The following is a 15,407-nucleotide window of genomic DNA, read 5'->3' as shown; positions in this document are numbered from 1 at the left end:
TTCCTGCGGACGGCCCCGGCCCTGGCCCGGCACGGGCACAGTTGATCAAGAGGTTTGCGTCAGGGGCCGGGCTCCGGACGACGTGAACCTCTTGATCAACGGGCTGGGGCCGGGTTAGAGGTCCAGGAGGAGGGTGCGGGGGCCCACGTTGACGCTCTCCACCAGCATGTGGGTGCGGAAGCGGCCCGTCGCCACCGGGGCGCCGCGCTCGCGCAGCGCCTCGACGACCGTCGTCACCAGGGGTTCCGCCAGCTCTGCCGGGGCGGCGGCGGTCCAGCTCGGCCGGCGGCCCCGGCGGGCGTCGCCGTAGAGGGTGAACTGGCTGACCACCAGGATGCCGGCGCCGGTGTCCGCCGCGCTGCGCTCGTCGTCCAGGATGCGCAGCTCGTGGACCTTCCGGGCCATGGTCCGCGCGGTCTCCGGGGTGTCGGTGTGGGTCACCCCGAGCAGCACCAGCAGCCCGTCGGTGACCTCGCCGACGACCTCGCCGTCGACCGTGACGCTGGCCCGGCCGACCGTCTGCACCACCGCCCGCATCAGGCGGTGACCGGCTCGATGATGCCGCGCTCCACCAGGTGCGCCACGATCGGGCCGGCCGAGTCGGCCAGTTCCTCCGGTGCCACGTCGTGCGCGGCGGCGAGCAGCGCGAGCTGGTCACGCAGCGGCAACCGACCGTCCGCGCCACCGACCAGGGCCAGCACCAGCGGGTCGACCTCCTCGGTCCAGCGCAGCCCGTGCGGCATGGCGAGGACCTGCCGGTCCACGGCCCAGCCCTCGTCGCCCATGGTGGCCTCCTGGCGGAGCTGGAGCCCGTCGGCGGCCCGGTAGCGCTCGGCGAGCAGCCCCTCGGCGTCCCGTGCTCGCAGCCAGTCCTGGCGGTCGAACCAGGCGGCGATCCGGTCGCCCATCGGCGGCTCCACCCGCTGCCGCAGGTCCTCCACCCGAACCGCCGGGTCGGCGTGCCCGGCGCGGCGCAGCGAGACGATGCCGAAGCCGACCGCCTCCACCTTGTGCGCGTCGAACCAGTCCAGCCAGGCAGCCATCCGGTGCGGGTCGGCGGCCTCGCCGACGTCGGTCAGCCACAGGTTCACGTACGCCATCGGGTCGGCGACCTCGCGCTGGATCACCCAGGCGTCCAGGCCGGTGCCGGCGAACCAGCCGGCCACCCGCTCGCCCCAGTCCTCGCCCGTCACGTGCACCCAGTTGGCGAGGTACTGCATGGTGCCGCCCTCGGTGAGCAGGCCCGGGGCGGCGGCGGCCAGTTCGGAACCGATCGCGTCGCCCGCCCGGCCGGAGTCCCGGTAGACGTGGGTGGTGGTGCCGGGGCCCACCACGAACGGCGGGTTGCTGACCACCAGGTCGAACCGGCGTCCGGCCACCGGGGCGACCATGTCGCCGCGTAGCAGCTCCCAGTCCTGGCCGTTGAGCGCGGCGGTGGTGGCGGCGAAGCGCAGCGCCCGCCGCGAGAGGTCGGTGGCGGTGACCCGGCGGGCGTGCTCCGACAGGTGCAGCGCCTGCACCCCGGAGCCGGTGCCCAGGTCCAGCGCGGTCTCCACCGGCCGCCGCACGGCCGCCCCGATCAGCGTCTGGGTCGCCCCGCCGATGCCGAGCACGTGCTCGGAGTGCAGCGGCCGGCCCGGCCGGGAACTGGCCGGCAGGTCGGCGAGGACCCACCAGTCGTCCCCGTACGGCTCCAGGTCCACGCCGGCGCGCAGGCCGTCGCCGTCCCGCTCGACCAGGCCCCCGACCAGCGCCTCATCCACCGTAAGCGGGGCGAGCGCGGCGGCCACCGCGGCCTCCGGCTCGGTCTGGTCGCAGATGAACACCCGGATCAGCGTGCCGAGCGGGTCACGGTCCTCGGTGGCCCGCAGCGCGGCCCGGAAGTCGTTGCGGGCCGCCCCGCCGGTGGCCTGCGGGCCGAGCCGGTCGGCGATCCCGTTCGAGGTGTACGTGGCGCGGGTCAGCGCCGTCCGGAGCGCGTCGACGCCGGCGGGGGAGAGCAGCATGTCGTGTTCGTCCACGTTGCCATCCTGCCCTCCGTGCCCGGGCGACCCGTCACCGCCGCCCGCAAATCCGCCCGCCGGGGAACGGGAGCTCGGCGCGGACCCACGCCGCGGGCCCCGGGGAGTCGCCGGCGGCCCCGGGGCCGGTGGCGGGGAGGATGGACGGCATGACGGTTTCGCTCCCCATCGACCCTGAGGCCAACCTGCTGCTGGAGCGCAGCCCGCTGGCCCTGCTGCTCGGCATGGTGCTCGACCAGCAGATCCCCATGGAGAAGGCGTTCTCCTCGCCGTACGTGCTGGCGCAGCGGCTCGGGCACGAGCCGGATGCCCGCGAGCTGGCCGGGTACGACCCGGACGAGTTGGTGGCGCTCTTCGCCCGGCCGCCGGCCCTGCACCGGTTCCCGAAGGCGATGGCGGCCAGGGTGCAGGAGGTGTGCCGAACCCTGGTGGACCGGTACGACGGGGACGCCGCCCGGCTCTGGGCCGACGCCGCCGACGGGCGGGAGCTGCTGGCCCGGATCGCCGGGCTGCCCGGGTTCGGCCGGCAGAAGGCGCAGATCTTCCTCGCCCTGCTCGGCAAGCGGTTCGGTGTCACCCCGGACGGCTGGCGCGAGGCGGCCGGCGGGTACGGCGACGCCGACGCGTACCGGTCGGTCGCCGACGTCACCGACCCGGAGTCGCTGCGCCGGGTGCGGGAGTACAAGCAGCGGATGAAGGCGGAGGCGAAGGCCGCGAAGGGCTGACGCGACCCGCCCACCGGGCTCGTCGCCCGTACGGCGGTGGACGGGCGGGGTCGGCGTGGGTCTCGTCCCGTCGGTGGCTACCCGCAGCGCCGCTGACGTGGCATTCTGCAACCAGAGCAGCGGGTATCGGGCGACGCCCATCCCGCCGCAACGGCGCAGCGGGTGGTCGTCCGGCGCGCGACGGCACGGGCCTGCCGATCGGGTGCGTCCACCGGGTAATGGTGGGCGGCCCGCGGCTGATCCCGATCGCCTGGGCTCAGGCCCGCAGCCGCCCCCGGAGGGCATCATGGCCAATCCCGTCATCCGGTCGATCACCGCGACCCCCAGCACGCTCCAGCCCGGCCAGACCGCCCAGGTGGTGATCGACGCCTACGACCCGGACGCCCGTACGGTCACCGTGACGGGGAAGGTCACCGACGTGGCCGGGCACGTGGCGACCGCCACCACCACGCTGACCGTCGGCGACCCGCTGAAGTTCGAGTTGACCACGACCGATCCGGCCGTGACGATCGTCGTCGACCCGGCGGCGTCCGGTCGCTTCTCGGTCCGGGTCTGATGTTCACCCGTACGGTCACCCTGACCGCGCGGGTGGCGGACGCGGGGGGCAACACCACCACCGTCAGCACGGCGGTCAGGGTGGCGGCGCCGACGGCCCTGGGCTGGGCACCTCCGGGGAGTTCGGTCGCCGCGATCCAGGCGATGCTCGCCCGGTACCCGCACCCGAGGACGGTGCGGCTCTACTCCGGCCCCGGCGTCGGCCTGGAGCCCTGGTCGGGGCTCCTCGCCCAGGTGCCCGCCGACTGCCCGCTGCACTACAGCTTCAAGGACTGGACCGCCGGCACCTCGGCGGCGGCCGTCCGCGACTGGCTCTCGGCCCGGCCGGCCGGCCGCCGCCGGGTGGTGGACCTGGTGACGCTCGACCACGAGCCGGAGCAGCAGTCCGGGGGCGACCCGGCCCCGGCGGCGTTCCGGCAGCAGTGGCAGGAACTGGTCGGCGCGCTCGCCGGGCACCCCCGCCGTCGCGAGCTCTGGCTGGTGCCGGTGTTCACCGAGTACGCGGCCCGACGGCAGGCGTCCTGGTGGGCCGACTTCGGGGTGGTCGCCAGCTACCCCGGGGTGGACGCGGTGGGGTTCGACATCTACGACACCGGCTACGAGCGGTACCGCACCCCGGTCGAGCGCAACGAGTTCGCGCTCGCCCAGGCGAGGCGGGTCGGCAGGCCGCTGGTGGTCCCGGAGTGGGGGATCAGGCGCAAGCCCACCCTCGACGACGGGACGCCGTACGACCCGGACGGGGCCGTCTGCGCGCAGGCCATGCGGGACAACATGGCCCACCTGCGGGCGCAACCCGACGTGCCGTACGTCGAGTGGTTCCACCGGGGCGACTGCGACCTGCACGCCACGCTGACGTACCCGTCCGGGCGGACGTACGTTCGCGACGCGGAGCGTGCCGCGTTCGGGCAGCTCATGGGCTGAGGCGCGGCGACGGACGACTCAGGCGGCGGTGGGCCGGGAGAGCGCGGCGAGGGCGCGCCGGACGTCGGCCAGCGAGACCGTCGCCGAGTCGTCCAGCTCGGTCAGGCCGGCCTCGATCCACTGCCGCATCAGGGTGGTCACCCCGATGCCGCGGGCGTCGGCGGCGGCCCGCACCCGCTCGTACGTCTCCAGCGGCAGCCGCACCGAGCGGCTGACCATCGGCACGTCGGTGTCGGGGGCCGGCAGCTCCACCGGCTGGCTGGAGTCGATCAGCTCGGCGAGCCGGTCGTCGCCGCTGTGGAACTGCTTGGTCGCGTCGTTACGGTTCATCGCCACGCCTCCTCATCGACGGGATCTGCGAACGGCCTCGTCGTAGCGCTTGGCCTCGACGTCGCTCAGCTCCCGGGCGGACAGGACGTCCCAGTCGTTGTCGGCGCCGTCGGCCTCGGCGAGCAGCACCGCCAGCCGCCGTCCGTGGCGGGCCGCGGCGTAGACCACCATCACGTCGTCGCCGAGATGCCGGATGACCCGGCGCGGGCTGTGCAACGCCTCCCAGACCTCGCCGGGCGTGACGCCGTAGACGCGCAGGTTGGCCAGCGCCTGGTCGGTGAAGCTGAACCGGCTGCCCACGAGGCGGAGCGTACCACGCGCGTAACACGTGCCGGAAAGAGCTGATTTTCGCTGATCATCGGTCGGGAGTGACAGGATGGGGGGCAGTCCCTCTTGGAGGTCCGTGGTGAAGCGTCAGGCGTACGAACCGATCCTGATCACCGACGCGGCCCGCAGTCAGGGCGATCAGCTCAACAGCAGGCAGCGGCGCTACATCGTGATGATGGCCATCCGGGTGGCGTGCGTGATCGTCGGCGCGATCCTGGTCGGCGCGCAGGCCCCCATGCTCTGGCTCTGGTTGCCGCTGTGTGGCCTCGGGATGGTGCTCATCCCGTGGCTGGCGGTGCTGCTGGCCAACGACCGGCCGCCGAAGGAGCAGCACCGGCTGGCCAACCGGTTCCACCCCCGCAACCGGGACGAGACCCCGCCGATGAGCCTGACCGCCGACGAGCGTCCGTACAAGGTCATCGACGCCGAGCCCTGACCGGCCCGGACCCGGCGCGTCCGGGTCAGGAGGCGGGTCGGGCTCCGACCGTGGAGACGGCCAGCGCGCCGAGGTCGCCGGCCCGGTCCAGTGCCTCCCGGGGGTTGGCCCCGGTCAGCCAGGCGGACAGCAGCCCGGCGGCGAAGGCATCCCCGGCCCCGGTGACGTCTGCCACGGCCACCCGCCGCGCCGGGGCGACGCTGACCGTCGCGGTCCGGTCGGCCCAGACCGCCCCGGCCGCGCCCCGCTTGACCACCACCCGCCTCGCCGTCGCCGACAGTGCCCTGGCCTGCGCCGCCGGGTCCAGCCCGCCGGCCAGCACGGCCGCCTCGTCGGCGTTGACCAGGAGTAGATCGACGTCGCGTACCCAGGCCAGGAAGGACGCCGCGCCGACCCGCCGCAGCGGCGCCGCAGATGCCGCGTCGACGCTGATGCTGAGCCCGCGCTCGCGCGCCGCGGCCAGCGCGCGCAACCCGGCCCCGCGCGATCCGTCGTCGAGCAGGGTGTACGCGGACAGGTGCAGGTGCCGCGCGTCCGGCGCCCCGGCCAGGGCCCGCTCCACGTGCCCGGCGGTGAGCCACAGGTTCGCGCCCCGCTCGGTGACCATCGTGCGCTCCCCGTCGCCGGTGAGCACGATGACGGTGCCGGTGGCGCGGCCCGGGTGCCGCTCGACCGCGCAGTCCACGCCCGCGCGCTCCAGCTCGCCCACCCGGTCGCGTCCCGCGTCGTCGTCCCCGACCGCGCCGACCATGGTCACCGGGACGTCCTGGGCGGCGAGCCAGGCGGCGGTGTTGGCCGCCTGCCCGCCGCCGCCGACCCGGATGGCGGCCGGGGTGTCCGAGCCGGTCGCCAGCGGCCCGCCGAGCACCGCGACCACGTCGGTGATCAGGTCCCCGACGACGACGACGCGGGGCGGAGCGGTCATGCGGCGGAGTCCCCGCGGTGCGCCGCGGCGACCGCGATCCGGGCGGCGAGGTCGGCGTTGCGCAGGATGATCCGCACGTTCACCGCGAGGCTGGCGCCGGCGGTCGCGGAGTGGAAGTGGGCCAGCAGGTACGGCGTCACGGCCTTGCCGGTCACCCCGTCGCGCTCCAGCAGGGCCAGGCCCTCGGTGAGCGTCCGGTCGTGCAGGGCCGGGTCGAGCTGCTCGTCGACCGGGAGCGGGTTGGCCACGAGCAGGCCGCCGGAGTGCACGCCGTGCCCGACCCGGGCTGCCAGCACGTCGGCGACCTGCTCCGGTGAGTCGACCGACCAGTCCAGGTCGAACCCGGCGTCGGTGAGGTAGAAACCGGGGAACCGCCGGGTGCGGTAGCCGACGACGGCGACGCCGAGGGTCTCCAGCCGCTCCAGGGTGGCCCCCACGTCGAGGATCGACTTGACCCCGGCGCAGACCACCGCGATCGGGGTCCGGGCCAGGGTGCCCAGGTCGGCGGACTCGTCGAAGGTGTGCGCGGCCTCCCGGTGCACCCCGCCCAGCCCGCCGGTGGCGAAGACCCCGATTCCCGCGGCGGCGGCCACCGCGCTGGTGGCGGCTACCGTGGTGGCTCCGTCCGCCCCGGTCGCGGCGGCCACCGCCAGGTCGCGGACGGAGAGCTTGCTCACCCCGTCGACGGTGGCGAGCCGGGTCAGCTCCTCGTCGTCCAGCCCCACCACCAGCTGGCCGGCGACCATGCCGATGGTCGCGGGGACAGCGCCGGCGTCGCGTACCGTCTGTTCGATCTCGCGGGCTACCCGCAGGTTGTCCGGCCGGGGAAGGCCGTGCGACACAATGGTGCTCTCCAGGGCGACGACCGGGCGATGCTCACGCAGGGCATCTGCTACCTCGGTGCCGAGACGAACGCGGAAGTTATTCACGTCTACTACGTTACGGGCTCTCGCGCGGGTGGCCTGCGGTGGACCCGGTCGGGCAGACCTGTCAAACTGGAAAGTTGGAGGTGCAGTCGTGAGCACAGAGGTTCTTGAGCGTCCGGAACTGAAGGACGCCGACACCGGTCCCGAGATGTTCCACTACGTCCGCAAGGAGAAGATCGCCGAAAGTGCCGTCATGGGCACCTTCGTCGTCGCACTGTGCGGGGAGAAGTTTCCGGTGACCAAGGCGGCCAAGCCGGGCTCGCCGGTCTGCCCGAAGTGCAAGGAGATCTACGAATCCTGGCGCGAGTGACCGTGGGCGGCCGGGCCGGCCGCCCACGTAACCTTCGTCGGTGACCACCTCCACCGCACTGCTCCTCGCCGACCTGACCGGGGTGGCGGTCTTCGCCGCCTCCGGTGCCTCCGCAGCGGTGGTCAAGCGGCTCGACCTGTTCGGCGTCGCCTTCGTCGGCTTCGTCGCCGCGCTCGGCGGCGGGATCTTCCGCGACCTGGTCATCGACGAGGCACCCCCGCTGGCCTTCGCCGACTGGCGGTACGCCGCCACCGCCGCGGTCGCCGCCGCCGCCGTGTTCTGGCTGCACCCCCAGTTCGCCCGGCTGCGCACCACCGTGTTGGTCCTCGACGCCGCCGGCCTCGGGCTGTTCACCGTCACCGGCACCCTCAAGGCGCTCGACGCCCAGGTCCCGCCGGTCGGGGCCTGCCTCATCGGCATGCTCACCGCCATCGGCGGCGGGCTCGCCCGGGACCTGCTCACCGGCGAGATCCCCGTGGTGCTGCGCCGGGAGATCTACGCGGTGGCGGCTCTCGCCGGCTCGATCGCCGTGGCGGCGCTCCACGCGTCCGGGAACGCCGGCGCTGCCGGGCTGACCGCCGCGGCGGTGTTCGTCTTCGCGCTGCGTCTGATGGCGCTGCGGCGGCGCTGGTCCGCCCCGGTGGCCACACTCCGCCCGCCCCGCACCGGCGCCCGCGACCCACACCTGTGACCCACGGTGACGACGGGGACGCCCTCGGTGGGGTGGCGAGCGGTGCGGATGTGACCAGCGTGGCGTCGCCTGGGCCGACCGGCGTGCGCTGGTTATGCTGACTCGGCCTTCGCGGCAACCGATGCGCGAGGGCCTTTTTCATGGGCGGCGGTACTCGTGGCCCTCGGCCGGGGTCCGCCGTCGTGGCGGTCGGAGAGGAGCCTGACGCGTGGCAGCCCGGACGCCGGCGCTCGAGACGTTTCCACCACTGCGGGCCTGGCAGCGCAAGGCGCTGGTGGAGTACCTGCGACGACGTACCGAGGACTTCACGGCGGTCGCCACCCCCGGGGCCGGCAAGACCACCTTCGCCCTGCGGATCGCCGCCGAACTGCTCGCCGACGGCACCGTCGAGGCGGTCACCGTGGTCGCTCCCACCGAGCACCTGAAGACCCAGTGGGCCGAGGCCGCGGCCCGGATCGGCATCCAGCTCGACTCGGCGTTCCGCAACGCCGATCTGCACTCCTCCGCCGACTTCCACGGGGCCGTCGTCACGTATGCGCAGGTCGGCATGGCGCCCCAGGTGCACCGGCGGCGCACCATGACCCGCCGCACCCTGGTCATCCTGGACGAGATCCACCACGCCGGCGACTCCCGGACCTGGGGCGACGGCGTGAAGGCGTCGTTCGAGCCCGCCGTGCGCCGGCTGATGCTGACCGGCACGCCGTTCCGCTCCGACGACAACCCGATCCCCTTCGTCACCTACGAGCGGGGCGGCGACGGCCTGCTCCGCTCCCGCGCCGACGTCGTGTACGGCTACTCCGACGCGCTGCGCGACAACGTGGTCCGGCCGGTGCTCTTCCTGGCGTACTCGGGGGAGACCCGGTGGCGGACCAACGCGGGGGACGAGCTGTCCGCCCGGCTGGGCGAGCCGATGACCCAGGACCTGATCGCGCAGGCCTGGCGCACCGCCCTGGACCCGGCCGGCGACTGGATGCCGCAGGTGCTGCGGGCCGCCGACGCCCGGCTGACCGTGCTGCGCAACGCCGGGATGGCCGACGCCGGCGGGTTGATCATCGCCAGCGACCAGCAGACCGCCCGCTCGTACGCGCGCCTCATCGAGCAGACGACCGGCGAGAAGGCCACGGTGGTGCTCTCCGACGACCAGGGCGCGTCCGCCCGGATCGCGACGTTCGCGGAGTCCGGGCAGCGGTGGATGGTCGCGGTCCGGATGGTCTCCGAGGGCGTCGACATCCCCCGGCTGGCGGTTGGTGTCTATGCCACCAGCGCCAGCACGCCGCTCTACTTCGCGCAGGCCATCGGGCGGTTCGTCCGGGCCCGCCGCCCCGGGGAGACCGCGTCGGTCTTCCTGCCCAGCGTGCCGCACCTGCTCGGGCTGGCCAGCGAGATGGAGGCCGAGCGGGACCACGTGCTCGGCAAGCCGAAGGACCGCGAGGGCTTCGACGACGACCTGCTGGAGCGCGCGCAGCGCGACGACCAGGCCAGCGGGGAACTGGAGAAGCGGTTCGCCGCCCTGTCCGCCACGGCCGAGCTGGACCAGGTGATCTTCGACGGCGCGTCCTTCGGCACCGCCGCCCAGGCCGGCACCCCTGAGGAGGAGGAGTACCTGGGCCTGCCCGGGCTGCTCACCGCCGCCCAGGTCTCCCTGCTGCTCACCAAGCGGCAGGCCGAGCAGTTGGCCGCCCAGCGCCGCCGGGCCGTCGACCGGGCCGCTGAGCAGGCCCCTGTGGCCACGGTGGCGCCCCCGCCGCCCATGAGCGCGGCCCAGCGTCGGGTGGCGCTACGGCGGCAGCTGAACGCCCTGGTGGCCGCCCGGCACCACCGCACAAACCTGCCGCACGGCAAGATCCACGCCGAGCTGCGCCGCCTCTGCGGCGGCCCTCCGAGCGCCCAGGCCACCATCGAGCAGCTGGAGGAACGCATCGCCACGGTCCAGACCCTCTGACCGGCCCCCGGCCCTCGCAGAGGGCTTCGCCGGTGCCCGTGGGGTGCCGGTGGGGGTCGTGGGTGGGTGGGGCGGAAGTGGTGCCCGAAGGTACCGAAAAGCCGGCCGGAGGGCCCCTGTGGGGCGCCTCCGGCCGGCAATGTCGGTGTGGGATCTATGCGGTCTCAGTTCGCCATGAGATCGGCGCCACGCCAGCTGAACTCGGGGTCCGTCGCGTACCGCACGGTGATCTTCACGAGATCCTTCGCGTACTTGTTCGCGTGGTGCCCACAGAACACCAGCTCGCTCCCGCCCGCCAGAGTGATACGGAGCTTGCCGGCAGCGTTGCAGCGGTCGCACCGTTCATCGGCGGCTGGGGGAGCCACCGTCTCGTGCGGCGGCGTGAGGGTCGGGGTCATCGCCTTCCTCCTCTGGTCGTCACCGATGAACAATCTCTTCGGTCGTTGCTCACCTATCGTGCAACACCCAACTCGGGCCTTGCCTTCCCTGTGTGCCCGCGGGGGACCGAGGTCACACATGGCAGCAACAGTGTGCCGTGCACCAAGGGTGCCACGTCAACGATCACAATCGTGCAACCGGCCGATCACCATCGGGTGTTGTACGTCTGGTGATCAAACCGACACGGCTGGTTGACGCGGCGGGCTCAGTCCAGGTAGTCACGGAGTACCTGTGAACGGGACGGGTGACGCAGCTTCGACATCGTCTTGGACTCGATCTGCCGGATCCGCTCCCGGGTCACCCCGTAGACCTGGCCGATCTCGTCCAGCGTGCGCGGCTGGCCGTCGGTCAGGCCGAAGCGGAGCCGGACCACGCCCGCCTCGCGTTCGGAGAGCGTCTGGAGCACCTGCTGGAGCTGGTCCTGCAGCAGCGAGAAGGAGACGGCGTCGACCGCGACGACGGCCTCCGAGTCCTCGATGAAGTCGCCGAGCTGGCTGTCGCCCTCGTCACCGATGGTCTGGTCGAGCGAGATGGGCTCCCGGGCGTACTGCTGGATCTCCAGCACCTTTTCCGGTGTGATGTCCATCTCCTTGGCCAGCTCCTCCGGGGTGGGCTCGCGGCCCAGGTCCTGGAGCAGCTCGCGCTGGATGCGGCCGAGCTTGTTGATGACCTCGACCATGTGCACCGGGATGCGGATGGTGCGGGCCTGGTCGGCCATCGCCCGGGTGATCGCCTGCCGGATCCACCAGGTGGCGTACGTCGAGAACTTGTAGCCCTTGGTGTAGTCGAACTTCTCTACCGCCCGGATCAGGCCCAGGTTGCCCTCCTGGATCAGGTCCAGGAACGCCATCCCGCGGCCCGTGTAGCGCTTGGCCAGCGACACCACCAGCCGGAGGTTGGCCTCCAGCAGGTGGTTCTTCGCCCGCTCGCCGTCCCGGGTGATCCAGCCGAGGTCGCGGACCATGTCGCGGACGAGCTTCTCCTCGCCCTCCTCGGCGGCGCGTAGCCGCTCGGCGGCATAGAGGCCCGCCTCGATCCGCTTGGCGAGCTCCACCTCCTGCTCGGCGTTGAGCAGGGGCACCTTGCCGATCTGCTTGAGGTACGCCCGGACGGAGTCGGCGGAGGCGGTCAGCTCGGCGTCGCGGCGCGCCTGCTTGAGCGCCTCGGACTCCTCGTCGTCCCACTCGAAGTCGTTGTCGGTGGCGGAACTCGCGGCGTCGGACGCGGCGGCCCGGGCCAACTCGGCCGGCTCCTCGACCACCACGTCCTCGATCTCGGCGGCGAGTTGCTCCGGGTCGATCTCGCCCTCACCCTTGGCCTTGCCGGCGGCTGCGGCGACGGTCGCCTTGGTGGCGCGGGTGGACTTCGTGGCCTTCGCCGGGACGGCCGCCTTGGCGACCGTCTCGGTGGTGGCCTTGCGCGCGGCGACCTTGCGGGGCGCCGGGTCGGCATCGTCGGCGGCGGAGGCCTGCTTCTGGGCCGGCGCGGCGGCCTTCTTGGTGGTCTTGGCGGTGGTGGCGCGGGACGCCGGGGTGGCCGACCGGGCGGCGGCGACCCGGCGGCGGGGGCCGACCGAGCCGTCCACGACCACGGTCACCCCCGCTTCCGCGAGCGCCCGCAGGATCTTCTTGGCCTGGGCCGGAGTCACCTCGGCGGACTCGACGGTGCGCGCGAGCTGGGCCGACGTGAGCTGGCCACCGGCGCTCTGCGCGTGGGCGATCAGGGTGTCGGTGAGCGAGCGAACGTCGGCGCCGGTCTGGCGGGGTTCTGTCACGAATGACCTTCCGGAGGCGAAAAGCGAGCACGGCCGGGTTGTCCGGCGCAGCGCGGGACACGGTGCCGGACGATTTGGTTGAGGGACCCCCGTGTCCCGGGCCGGCCGGTCGTCGGCGGTCCGTGGCGCGTGGGCAGGGGTGAATTGTAACGCCGTCTGCGGGGATCATCCTCCGCCGCACTGCGTACCGGCGGTTGGGACCGCTGATTCGGCGTAGATGTGGACTTCATAAGGATGATACCGGCGCGCGAAGCGGGGGATCCCGCCTGCCGACGCCGGCGGCGAGCGGGCTGCGTCCGAACTGCCGGTCGGCGCGACGTCGCGGGTCGACCGCGATGGCGGAGACGGCGGCGGGCGCGGACGCCACGGACGGGGAGTTGGGCACTTAGCGGACAATACCAACTGCAACCGGACGTGCCGGTCAAACTCTGCCCTCAAGGCGCGAGGTGGGCGACGGCGCGGCAACTGGACCCGTTCCCAGGATGGTGACCGCGCCGACGATCAGCGGTGCGCCATGTTGACCGAATCGAGGGTTCGAGCACATTCGTGAGCGTCGGACAATGTAGCCGTTCACCAAGTTGTTGCACCATTCGACGCCACCACTCGCCGGGGCGCGGGCATTCCAATGGACGTGGCCCGGTGGACCTTGATCCGGGCGCCGTCCGCGACCCGGTCCCTGACGGTGGAGGAGTTGCGCTGGCCCTGGTAGCGGTTCGGGTTGCTGGCATCTGAGCCAGCGGGCAGAGTTCCTCCAGGACGTCACACGGTGTCGGCAACCGTTGATCTTCGTGGCCTCTGCCCCACTTCATCCATCCGCCCGGGCCGGCGTGCGGGGAAGGAAGCGAACCATGACCAGTTCGACGCCGACGCCGGGGGAACTTCTCAAGATCGCGATCGACGTGGCTCGGGATGCGGCGGACACCGCGTACCGGATGCGCGCCGAGGGGGTCTTCGTCGCCGCGACCAAGACCACCGTCACCGACGTGGTCACCGCCGCCGACCGGGCGGTCGAGCGGCAGGTCCTCGACGCGCTGGCCACGCTCCGCCCCGACGACTCGGTGCTCGGCGAGGAGTACGGCGGGGGCGCGGCCGGCGAGGCGAGCAGCGGGGTGCGATGGATCGTCGACCCGATCGACGGCACCGTCAACTACCTGTACGGGCTGCCGTACTGCGCGGTCTCGCTGGCCGCCGAGGTCGACGGCGAGGTGGTCGCCGGGGTGGTGCGCAACCTGTTCACGGGCGAGGAGTGGACGGCCACCGTCGGCGGCGGCGCCTGGCGTGCGGGGGAGCGGCTGCGCTGCTCGACCGAGACCGACCTCGGCCAGGCGCTGGTCGCCACCGGGTTCGGCTACGACCCGAGGCGGCGGTCGCACCAGGCCCGGGTGCTCGCCGAGCTGATCCCGCACGTGCGTGACATCCGCCGGCAGGGCGCCGCCGCGCTGGACCTCTGTCTGGCCGCCGAGGGCCGGGTGGACGCGTACTACGAGAAGGGGCTGGCCGCCTGGGACCAGGCGGCCGGGGCGCTGGTCGCTGCCGAGGCCGGGCTGCGGGTCGGCGGGCTGGGCGGCCGGCCGGCCGGGCCCGACCTGGTGATCGCCGCACCGTCGGCGCTGTTCGTGCCGCTGCACGAACGGCTGGCCGACCTGGACGCCTCGGGCGGGCCCTGACCCCGGGTCACTTCTTGACGGGCATCGGGCACGAGCCGAGCGGCGCGACCGGGGCGCCCAGGTCACCGAGGGCCTGGTTCACCTCGGTGGTGGTGGCCAACTGCTGGAAGCCGTTGCCCAGCACCACGTCGACGGTGTCGTCCTTGCGCTTGGCGTCGTACCCGTCCTTGGCGTTGTTGAGGAAGTACGCGCGCAGCAGGTGCGCGGAGCCGACGCCCTTCGGGCCGTACCGCAGCACCGCGACGTCGTCGATCTGCTTCTTCTCGTTGGTGGTCTTCTTGACCTGGAACTGCCGGTTGCTGAACTCGTCGGCGACCTGGGAGGCGAGGCCGGGCCGGTCTGTGCCGTTGAGTACGTTGATCTTCACGTCCTTGCGCTCGCGCAGGTTGACGTCCGCCAGCGGGGCGCCCTCGGGGCAGCCGCCGGCGAGTCCGGCCTCGCCCTGGGTGTCGCGAACCAGGGCGACGACCACGAAGACCAGGGCGACGACCGCCAGCAGACCGACGACAACGAGTGCTCGCACTCGCGCAAAACTCATCTGGGCGCTCCCCGGACGATGGGTGGGTGGCGGCGGCCGTCGGCGGTCAGGCCGCCCCGCCGGCCGTCGAGTACGCCGCTGAGGTTAACGGTTGTCCGGCCGTCGCGTGGAAACAGTCCGACATGCCGGCGCGCCAACCGGGAAGCGGGTACTACTACCCCTATCTTCGTGTCGCCTGAGTCACATTGGGAACAACTTCGACGGCTGGGGCGTACATCTGAGCCACGAGGGCGGTATACATGCCTCGCCAGAGGGGGGTAAGGTACCGCGCTCGCTGGGGTTCTTCTCTGGTGGCCCTGACCTGACCGGCCGTCGGGTCGGGTGACCGACACAAAATGGTGGCCGGCCAACGGAACCGAAACAGCGTCGCCCGGCGTTACAACCGGAAGCGACCATATCGATATGGGAGAGTGAGACCGATGGCCACCGACTACGACGCCCCGCGTCGCGACGAGGTCGACCTCGGCGAGGACAGCCTGGAAGAGCTCAAAGCCCGACGCGTCGACTCACAGTCGGGCGCCGTGGACGTCGACGAGGCCGAGGTCGCCGAGAGCTTCGAGCTGCCCGGCGCTGACCTGGCCGACGAGGAACTCACGGTCAAGGTGCTACCGATGCAGCAGGACGAGTTCCGGTGTGCCCGCTGCTTCCTCGTCCACCACCGTAGCCAGCTGGCGGTCGAGCGCAATGGCGAGCTGATCTGCCGAGAGTGCGTCTGACCCTGACTTCGGGACACCGGCGGCGGCCTCCCAGACGAGGCCGCCGCTTCGGGAGCTGACACTTCCCGCCCGCCTGCCGGCGCTGACCCCGCCGGCGCCTCACCGACCGGTATCGCCGCCGTGCGCCGGTGGCGGGAAGCTGCTTGACTCGTCACAGCAGCTTCC

General features: G+C 72.8%; 18 protein-coding genes. 9 read left to right on the top strand and 9 right to left on the bottom strand.

Annotated features, from left to right (window positions below; translation table 11 throughout):
- Positions 1 to 114: 114 nt before the first annotated feature.
- Positions 115 to 537 (bottom strand): D-aminoacyl-tRNA deacylase, encoded by a 423-nt coding sequence (gene dtd / locus OG559_RS03320; RefSeq protein WP_396673351.1) that lies wholly within the window; start codon positions 535 to 537, stop codon positions 115 to 117.
- Positions 537 to 2,021 carry a methyltransferase gene (locus OG559_RS03315; protein WP_405112258.1) on the bottom strand — a complete coding sequence of 495 codons (1,485 nt, stop codon included), beginning with the start codon at positions 2,019 to 2,021 and terminating at the stop codon, positions 537 to 539. Before OG559_RS03315 ends, dtd begins: the two co-directional genes overlap by 1 nt.
- Before the next feature lie 140 nt (positions 2,022 to 2,161).
- On the opposite strand from OG559_RS03315, the gene OG559_RS03310 reads away from it, so the two are divergent.
- The 3 genes from OG559_RS03310 (at position 2,162) to OG559_RS03300 (ending at position 4,222) form a co-directional block, all read left to right on the top strand.
- Positions 2,162 to 2,746, top strand: a complete 585-nt coding sequence (locus tag OG559_RS03310) for an HhH-GPD-type base excision DNA repair protein (protein WP_405112256.1) — start codon at positions 2,162 to 2,164, stop codon at positions 2,744 to 2,746.
- Positions 2,747 to 3,032: 286 nt separating this feature from the next.
- The gene (locus OG559_RS03305; protein ID WP_405112254.1) at positions 3,033 to 3,302 is read left to right on the top strand and encodes a hypothetical protein; all 270 of its coding nucleotides are present in this window, start codon (positions 3,033 to 3,035) and stop codon (positions 3,300 to 3,302) included.
- Positions 3,302 to 4,222 carry a hypothetical protein gene (locus OG559_RS03300; protein WP_405112251.1) on the top strand — a complete coding sequence of 307 codons (921 nt, stop codon included), beginning with the start codon at positions 3,302 to 3,304 and terminating at the stop codon, positions 4,220 to 4,222. The genes OG559_RS03305 and OG559_RS03300 overlap by 1 nt, the downstream gene beginning before the upstream one ends.
- Positions 4,223 to 4,240: 18 nt before the next feature.
- Here OG559_RS03300 and OG559_RS03295 read toward each other — a convergent pair whose 3' ends face one another.
- A complete protein-coding gene (locus OG559_RS03295; protein ID WP_387016213.1) occupies positions 4,241 to 4,552 on the bottom strand; it encodes a hypothetical protein in 312 nt (103 codons plus the stop codon).
- 12 nt (positions 4,553 to 4,564) lie between these two features.
- Positions 4,565 to 4,852, bottom strand: coding sequence for a hypothetical protein (locus tag OG559_RS03290; protein ID WP_405112248.1), 288 nt, complete (start codon positions 4,850 to 4,852; stop codon positions 4,565 to 4,567).
- A gap of 106 nt (positions 4,853 to 4,958) precedes the next feature.
- Here OG559_RS03290 and OG559_RS03285 point away from each other — a divergent pair, with 106 nt between their 5' ends.
- Positions 4,959 to 5,315, top strand: coding sequence for a DUF3099 domain-containing protein (locus OG559_RS03285; protein ID WP_350885392.1), 357 nt, complete (start codon positions 4,959 to 4,961; stop codon positions 5,313 to 5,315).
- A 25-nt stretch (positions 5,316 to 5,340) separates the two neighbouring features.
- Here the strand turns inward: OG559_RS03285 and OG559_RS03280 are convergent, their stop codons facing one another.
- Together OG559_RS03280 and OG559_RS03275 are read right to left on the bottom strand one after the other, a co-directional pair.
- On the bottom strand, positions 5,341 to 6,240 hold the full coding sequence (locus tag OG559_RS03280; protein ID WP_405112245.1) for a carbohydrate kinase family protein: 900 nt from the start codon (positions 6,238 to 6,240) through the stop codon (positions 5,341 to 5,343).
- Positions 6,237 to 7,169, bottom strand: coding sequence for a pseudouridine-5'-phosphate glycosidase (locus OG559_RS03275; protein WP_405112242.1), 933 nt, complete (start codon positions 7,167 to 7,169; stop codon positions 6,237 to 6,239). The genes OG559_RS03280 and OG559_RS03275 overlap by 4 nt, the downstream gene beginning before the upstream one ends.
- A gap of 88 nt (positions 7,170 to 7,257) precedes the next feature.
- Between OG559_RS03275 and OG559_RS03270 the strand changes: the two genes are divergently transcribed.
- The 3 genes from OG559_RS03270 (at position 7,258) to OG559_RS03260 (ending at position 10,109) form a co-directional block, all read left to right on the top strand.
- Positions 7,258 to 7,476 carry a DUF3039 domain-containing protein gene (locus OG559_RS03270; RefSeq protein ID WP_161688218.1) on the top strand — a complete coding sequence of 73 codons (219 nt, stop codon included), beginning with the start codon at positions 7,258 to 7,260 and terminating at the stop codon, positions 7,474 to 7,476.
- A 40-nt stretch (positions 7,477 to 7,516) separates the two neighbouring features.
- Positions 7,517 to 8,167, top strand: coding sequence for a trimeric intracellular cation channel family protein (locus OG559_RS03265; RefSeq protein ID WP_405112240.1), 651 nt, complete (start codon positions 7,517 to 7,519; stop codon positions 8,165 to 8,167).
- A gap of 208 nt (positions 8,168 to 8,375) precedes the next feature.
- Positions 8,376 to 10,109, top strand: a complete 1,734-nt coding sequence (locus tag OG559_RS03260) for a DEAD/DEAH box helicase (protein WP_405112237.1) — start codon at positions 8,376 to 8,378, stop codon at positions 10,107 to 10,109.
- Positions 10,110 to 10,273: 164 nt separating this feature from the next.
- Here OG559_RS03260 and OG559_RS03255 read toward each other — a convergent pair whose 3' ends face one another.
- The gene (locus tag OG559_RS03255) at positions 10,274 to 10,507 is read right to left on the bottom strand and encodes a hypothetical protein (protein ID WP_405112233.1); all 234 of its coding nucleotides are present in this window, start codon (positions 10,505 to 10,507) and stop codon (positions 10,274 to 10,276) included.
- Positions 10,508 to 10,752: 245 nt separating this feature from the next.
- Positions 10,753 to 12,321 (bottom strand): RNA polymerase sigma factor, encoded by a 1,569-nt coding sequence (locus tag OG559_RS03250; RefSeq protein WP_405112230.1) that lies wholly within the window; start codon positions 12,319 to 12,321, stop codon positions 10,753 to 10,755.
- An 848-nt stretch (positions 12,322 to 13,169) separates the two neighbouring features.
- On the opposite strand from OG559_RS03250, the gene OG559_RS03245 reads away from it, so the two are divergent.
- On the top strand, positions 13,170 to 13,988 hold the full coding sequence (locus OG559_RS03245) for an inositol monophosphatase family protein (protein WP_405112227.1): 819 nt from the start codon (positions 13,170 to 13,172) through the stop codon (positions 13,986 to 13,988).
- Positions 13,989 to 13,995: 7 nt separating this feature from the next.
- On the opposite strand, the gene OG559_RS03240 is transcribed toward OG559_RS03245, so the two are convergent.
- Positions 13,996 to 14,511, bottom strand: coding sequence for a LytR C-terminal domain-containing protein (locus OG559_RS03240; protein WP_396673438.1), 516 nt, complete (start codon positions 14,509 to 14,511; stop codon positions 13,996 to 13,998).
- Positions 14,512 to 14,945: 434 nt separating this feature from the next.
- Between OG559_RS03240 and OG559_RS03235 the strand changes: the two genes are divergently transcribed.
- A complete protein-coding gene (locus tag OG559_RS03235; RefSeq protein WP_007075406.1) occupies positions 14,946 to 15,242 on the top strand; it encodes a DUF4193 domain-containing protein in 297 nt (98 codons plus the stop codon).
- Positions 15,243 to 15,407 lie beyond the last annotated feature (165 nt).

The organism is Micromonospora sp. NBC_01405, assembly GCF_045040155.1.
In the GTDB taxonomy this organism is placed as follows: Bacteria; Actinomycetota; Actinomycetes; order Mycobacteriales; family Micromonosporaceae; genus Micromonospora.
The sequence above is the reverse complement of the archived record's forward strand: the minus strand, read 5'-3'. Positions and strand labels throughout refer to the sequence as shown.

Coding starts and splice junctions, on each gene's coding strand:
- dtd (WP_396673351.1), bottom strand. CDS start 537: ATGCGGGCGGTGGTGCAGACGGTCGGCCGGGCCAGCGTCACGGTCGAC.
- OG559_RS03310 (WP_405112256.1), top strand. CDS start 2,162: ATGGACGGCATGACGGTTTCGCTCCCCATCGACCCTGAGGCCAACCTG.
- OG559_RS03305 (WP_405112254.1), top strand. CDS start 3,033: ATGGCCAATCCCGTCATCCGGTCGATCACCGCGACCCCCAGCACGCTC.
- OG559_RS03300 (WP_405112251.1), top strand. CDS start 3,302: ATGTTCACCCGTACGGTCACCCTGACCGCGCGGGTGGCGGACGCGGGG.
- OG559_RS03295 (WP_387016213.1), bottom strand. CDS start 4,552: ATGAACCGTAACGACGCGACCAAGCAGTTCCACAGCGGCGACGACCGG.
- OG559_RS03280 (WP_405112245.1), bottom strand. CDS start 6,240: ATGACCGCTCCGCCCCGCGTCGTCGTCGTCGGGGACCTGATCACCGAC.
- OG559_RS03255 (WP_405112233.1), bottom strand. CDS start 10,507: ATGACCCCGACCCTCACGCCGCCGCACGAGACGGTGGCTCCCCCAGCC.
- OG559_RS03245 (WP_405112227.1), top strand. CDS start 13,170: ATGACCAGTTCGACGCCGACGCCGGGGGAACTTCTCAAGATCGCGATC.
- OG559_RS03235 (WP_007075406.1), top strand. CDS start 14,946: ATGGCCACCGACTACGACGCCCCGCGTCGCGACGAGGTCGACCTCGGC.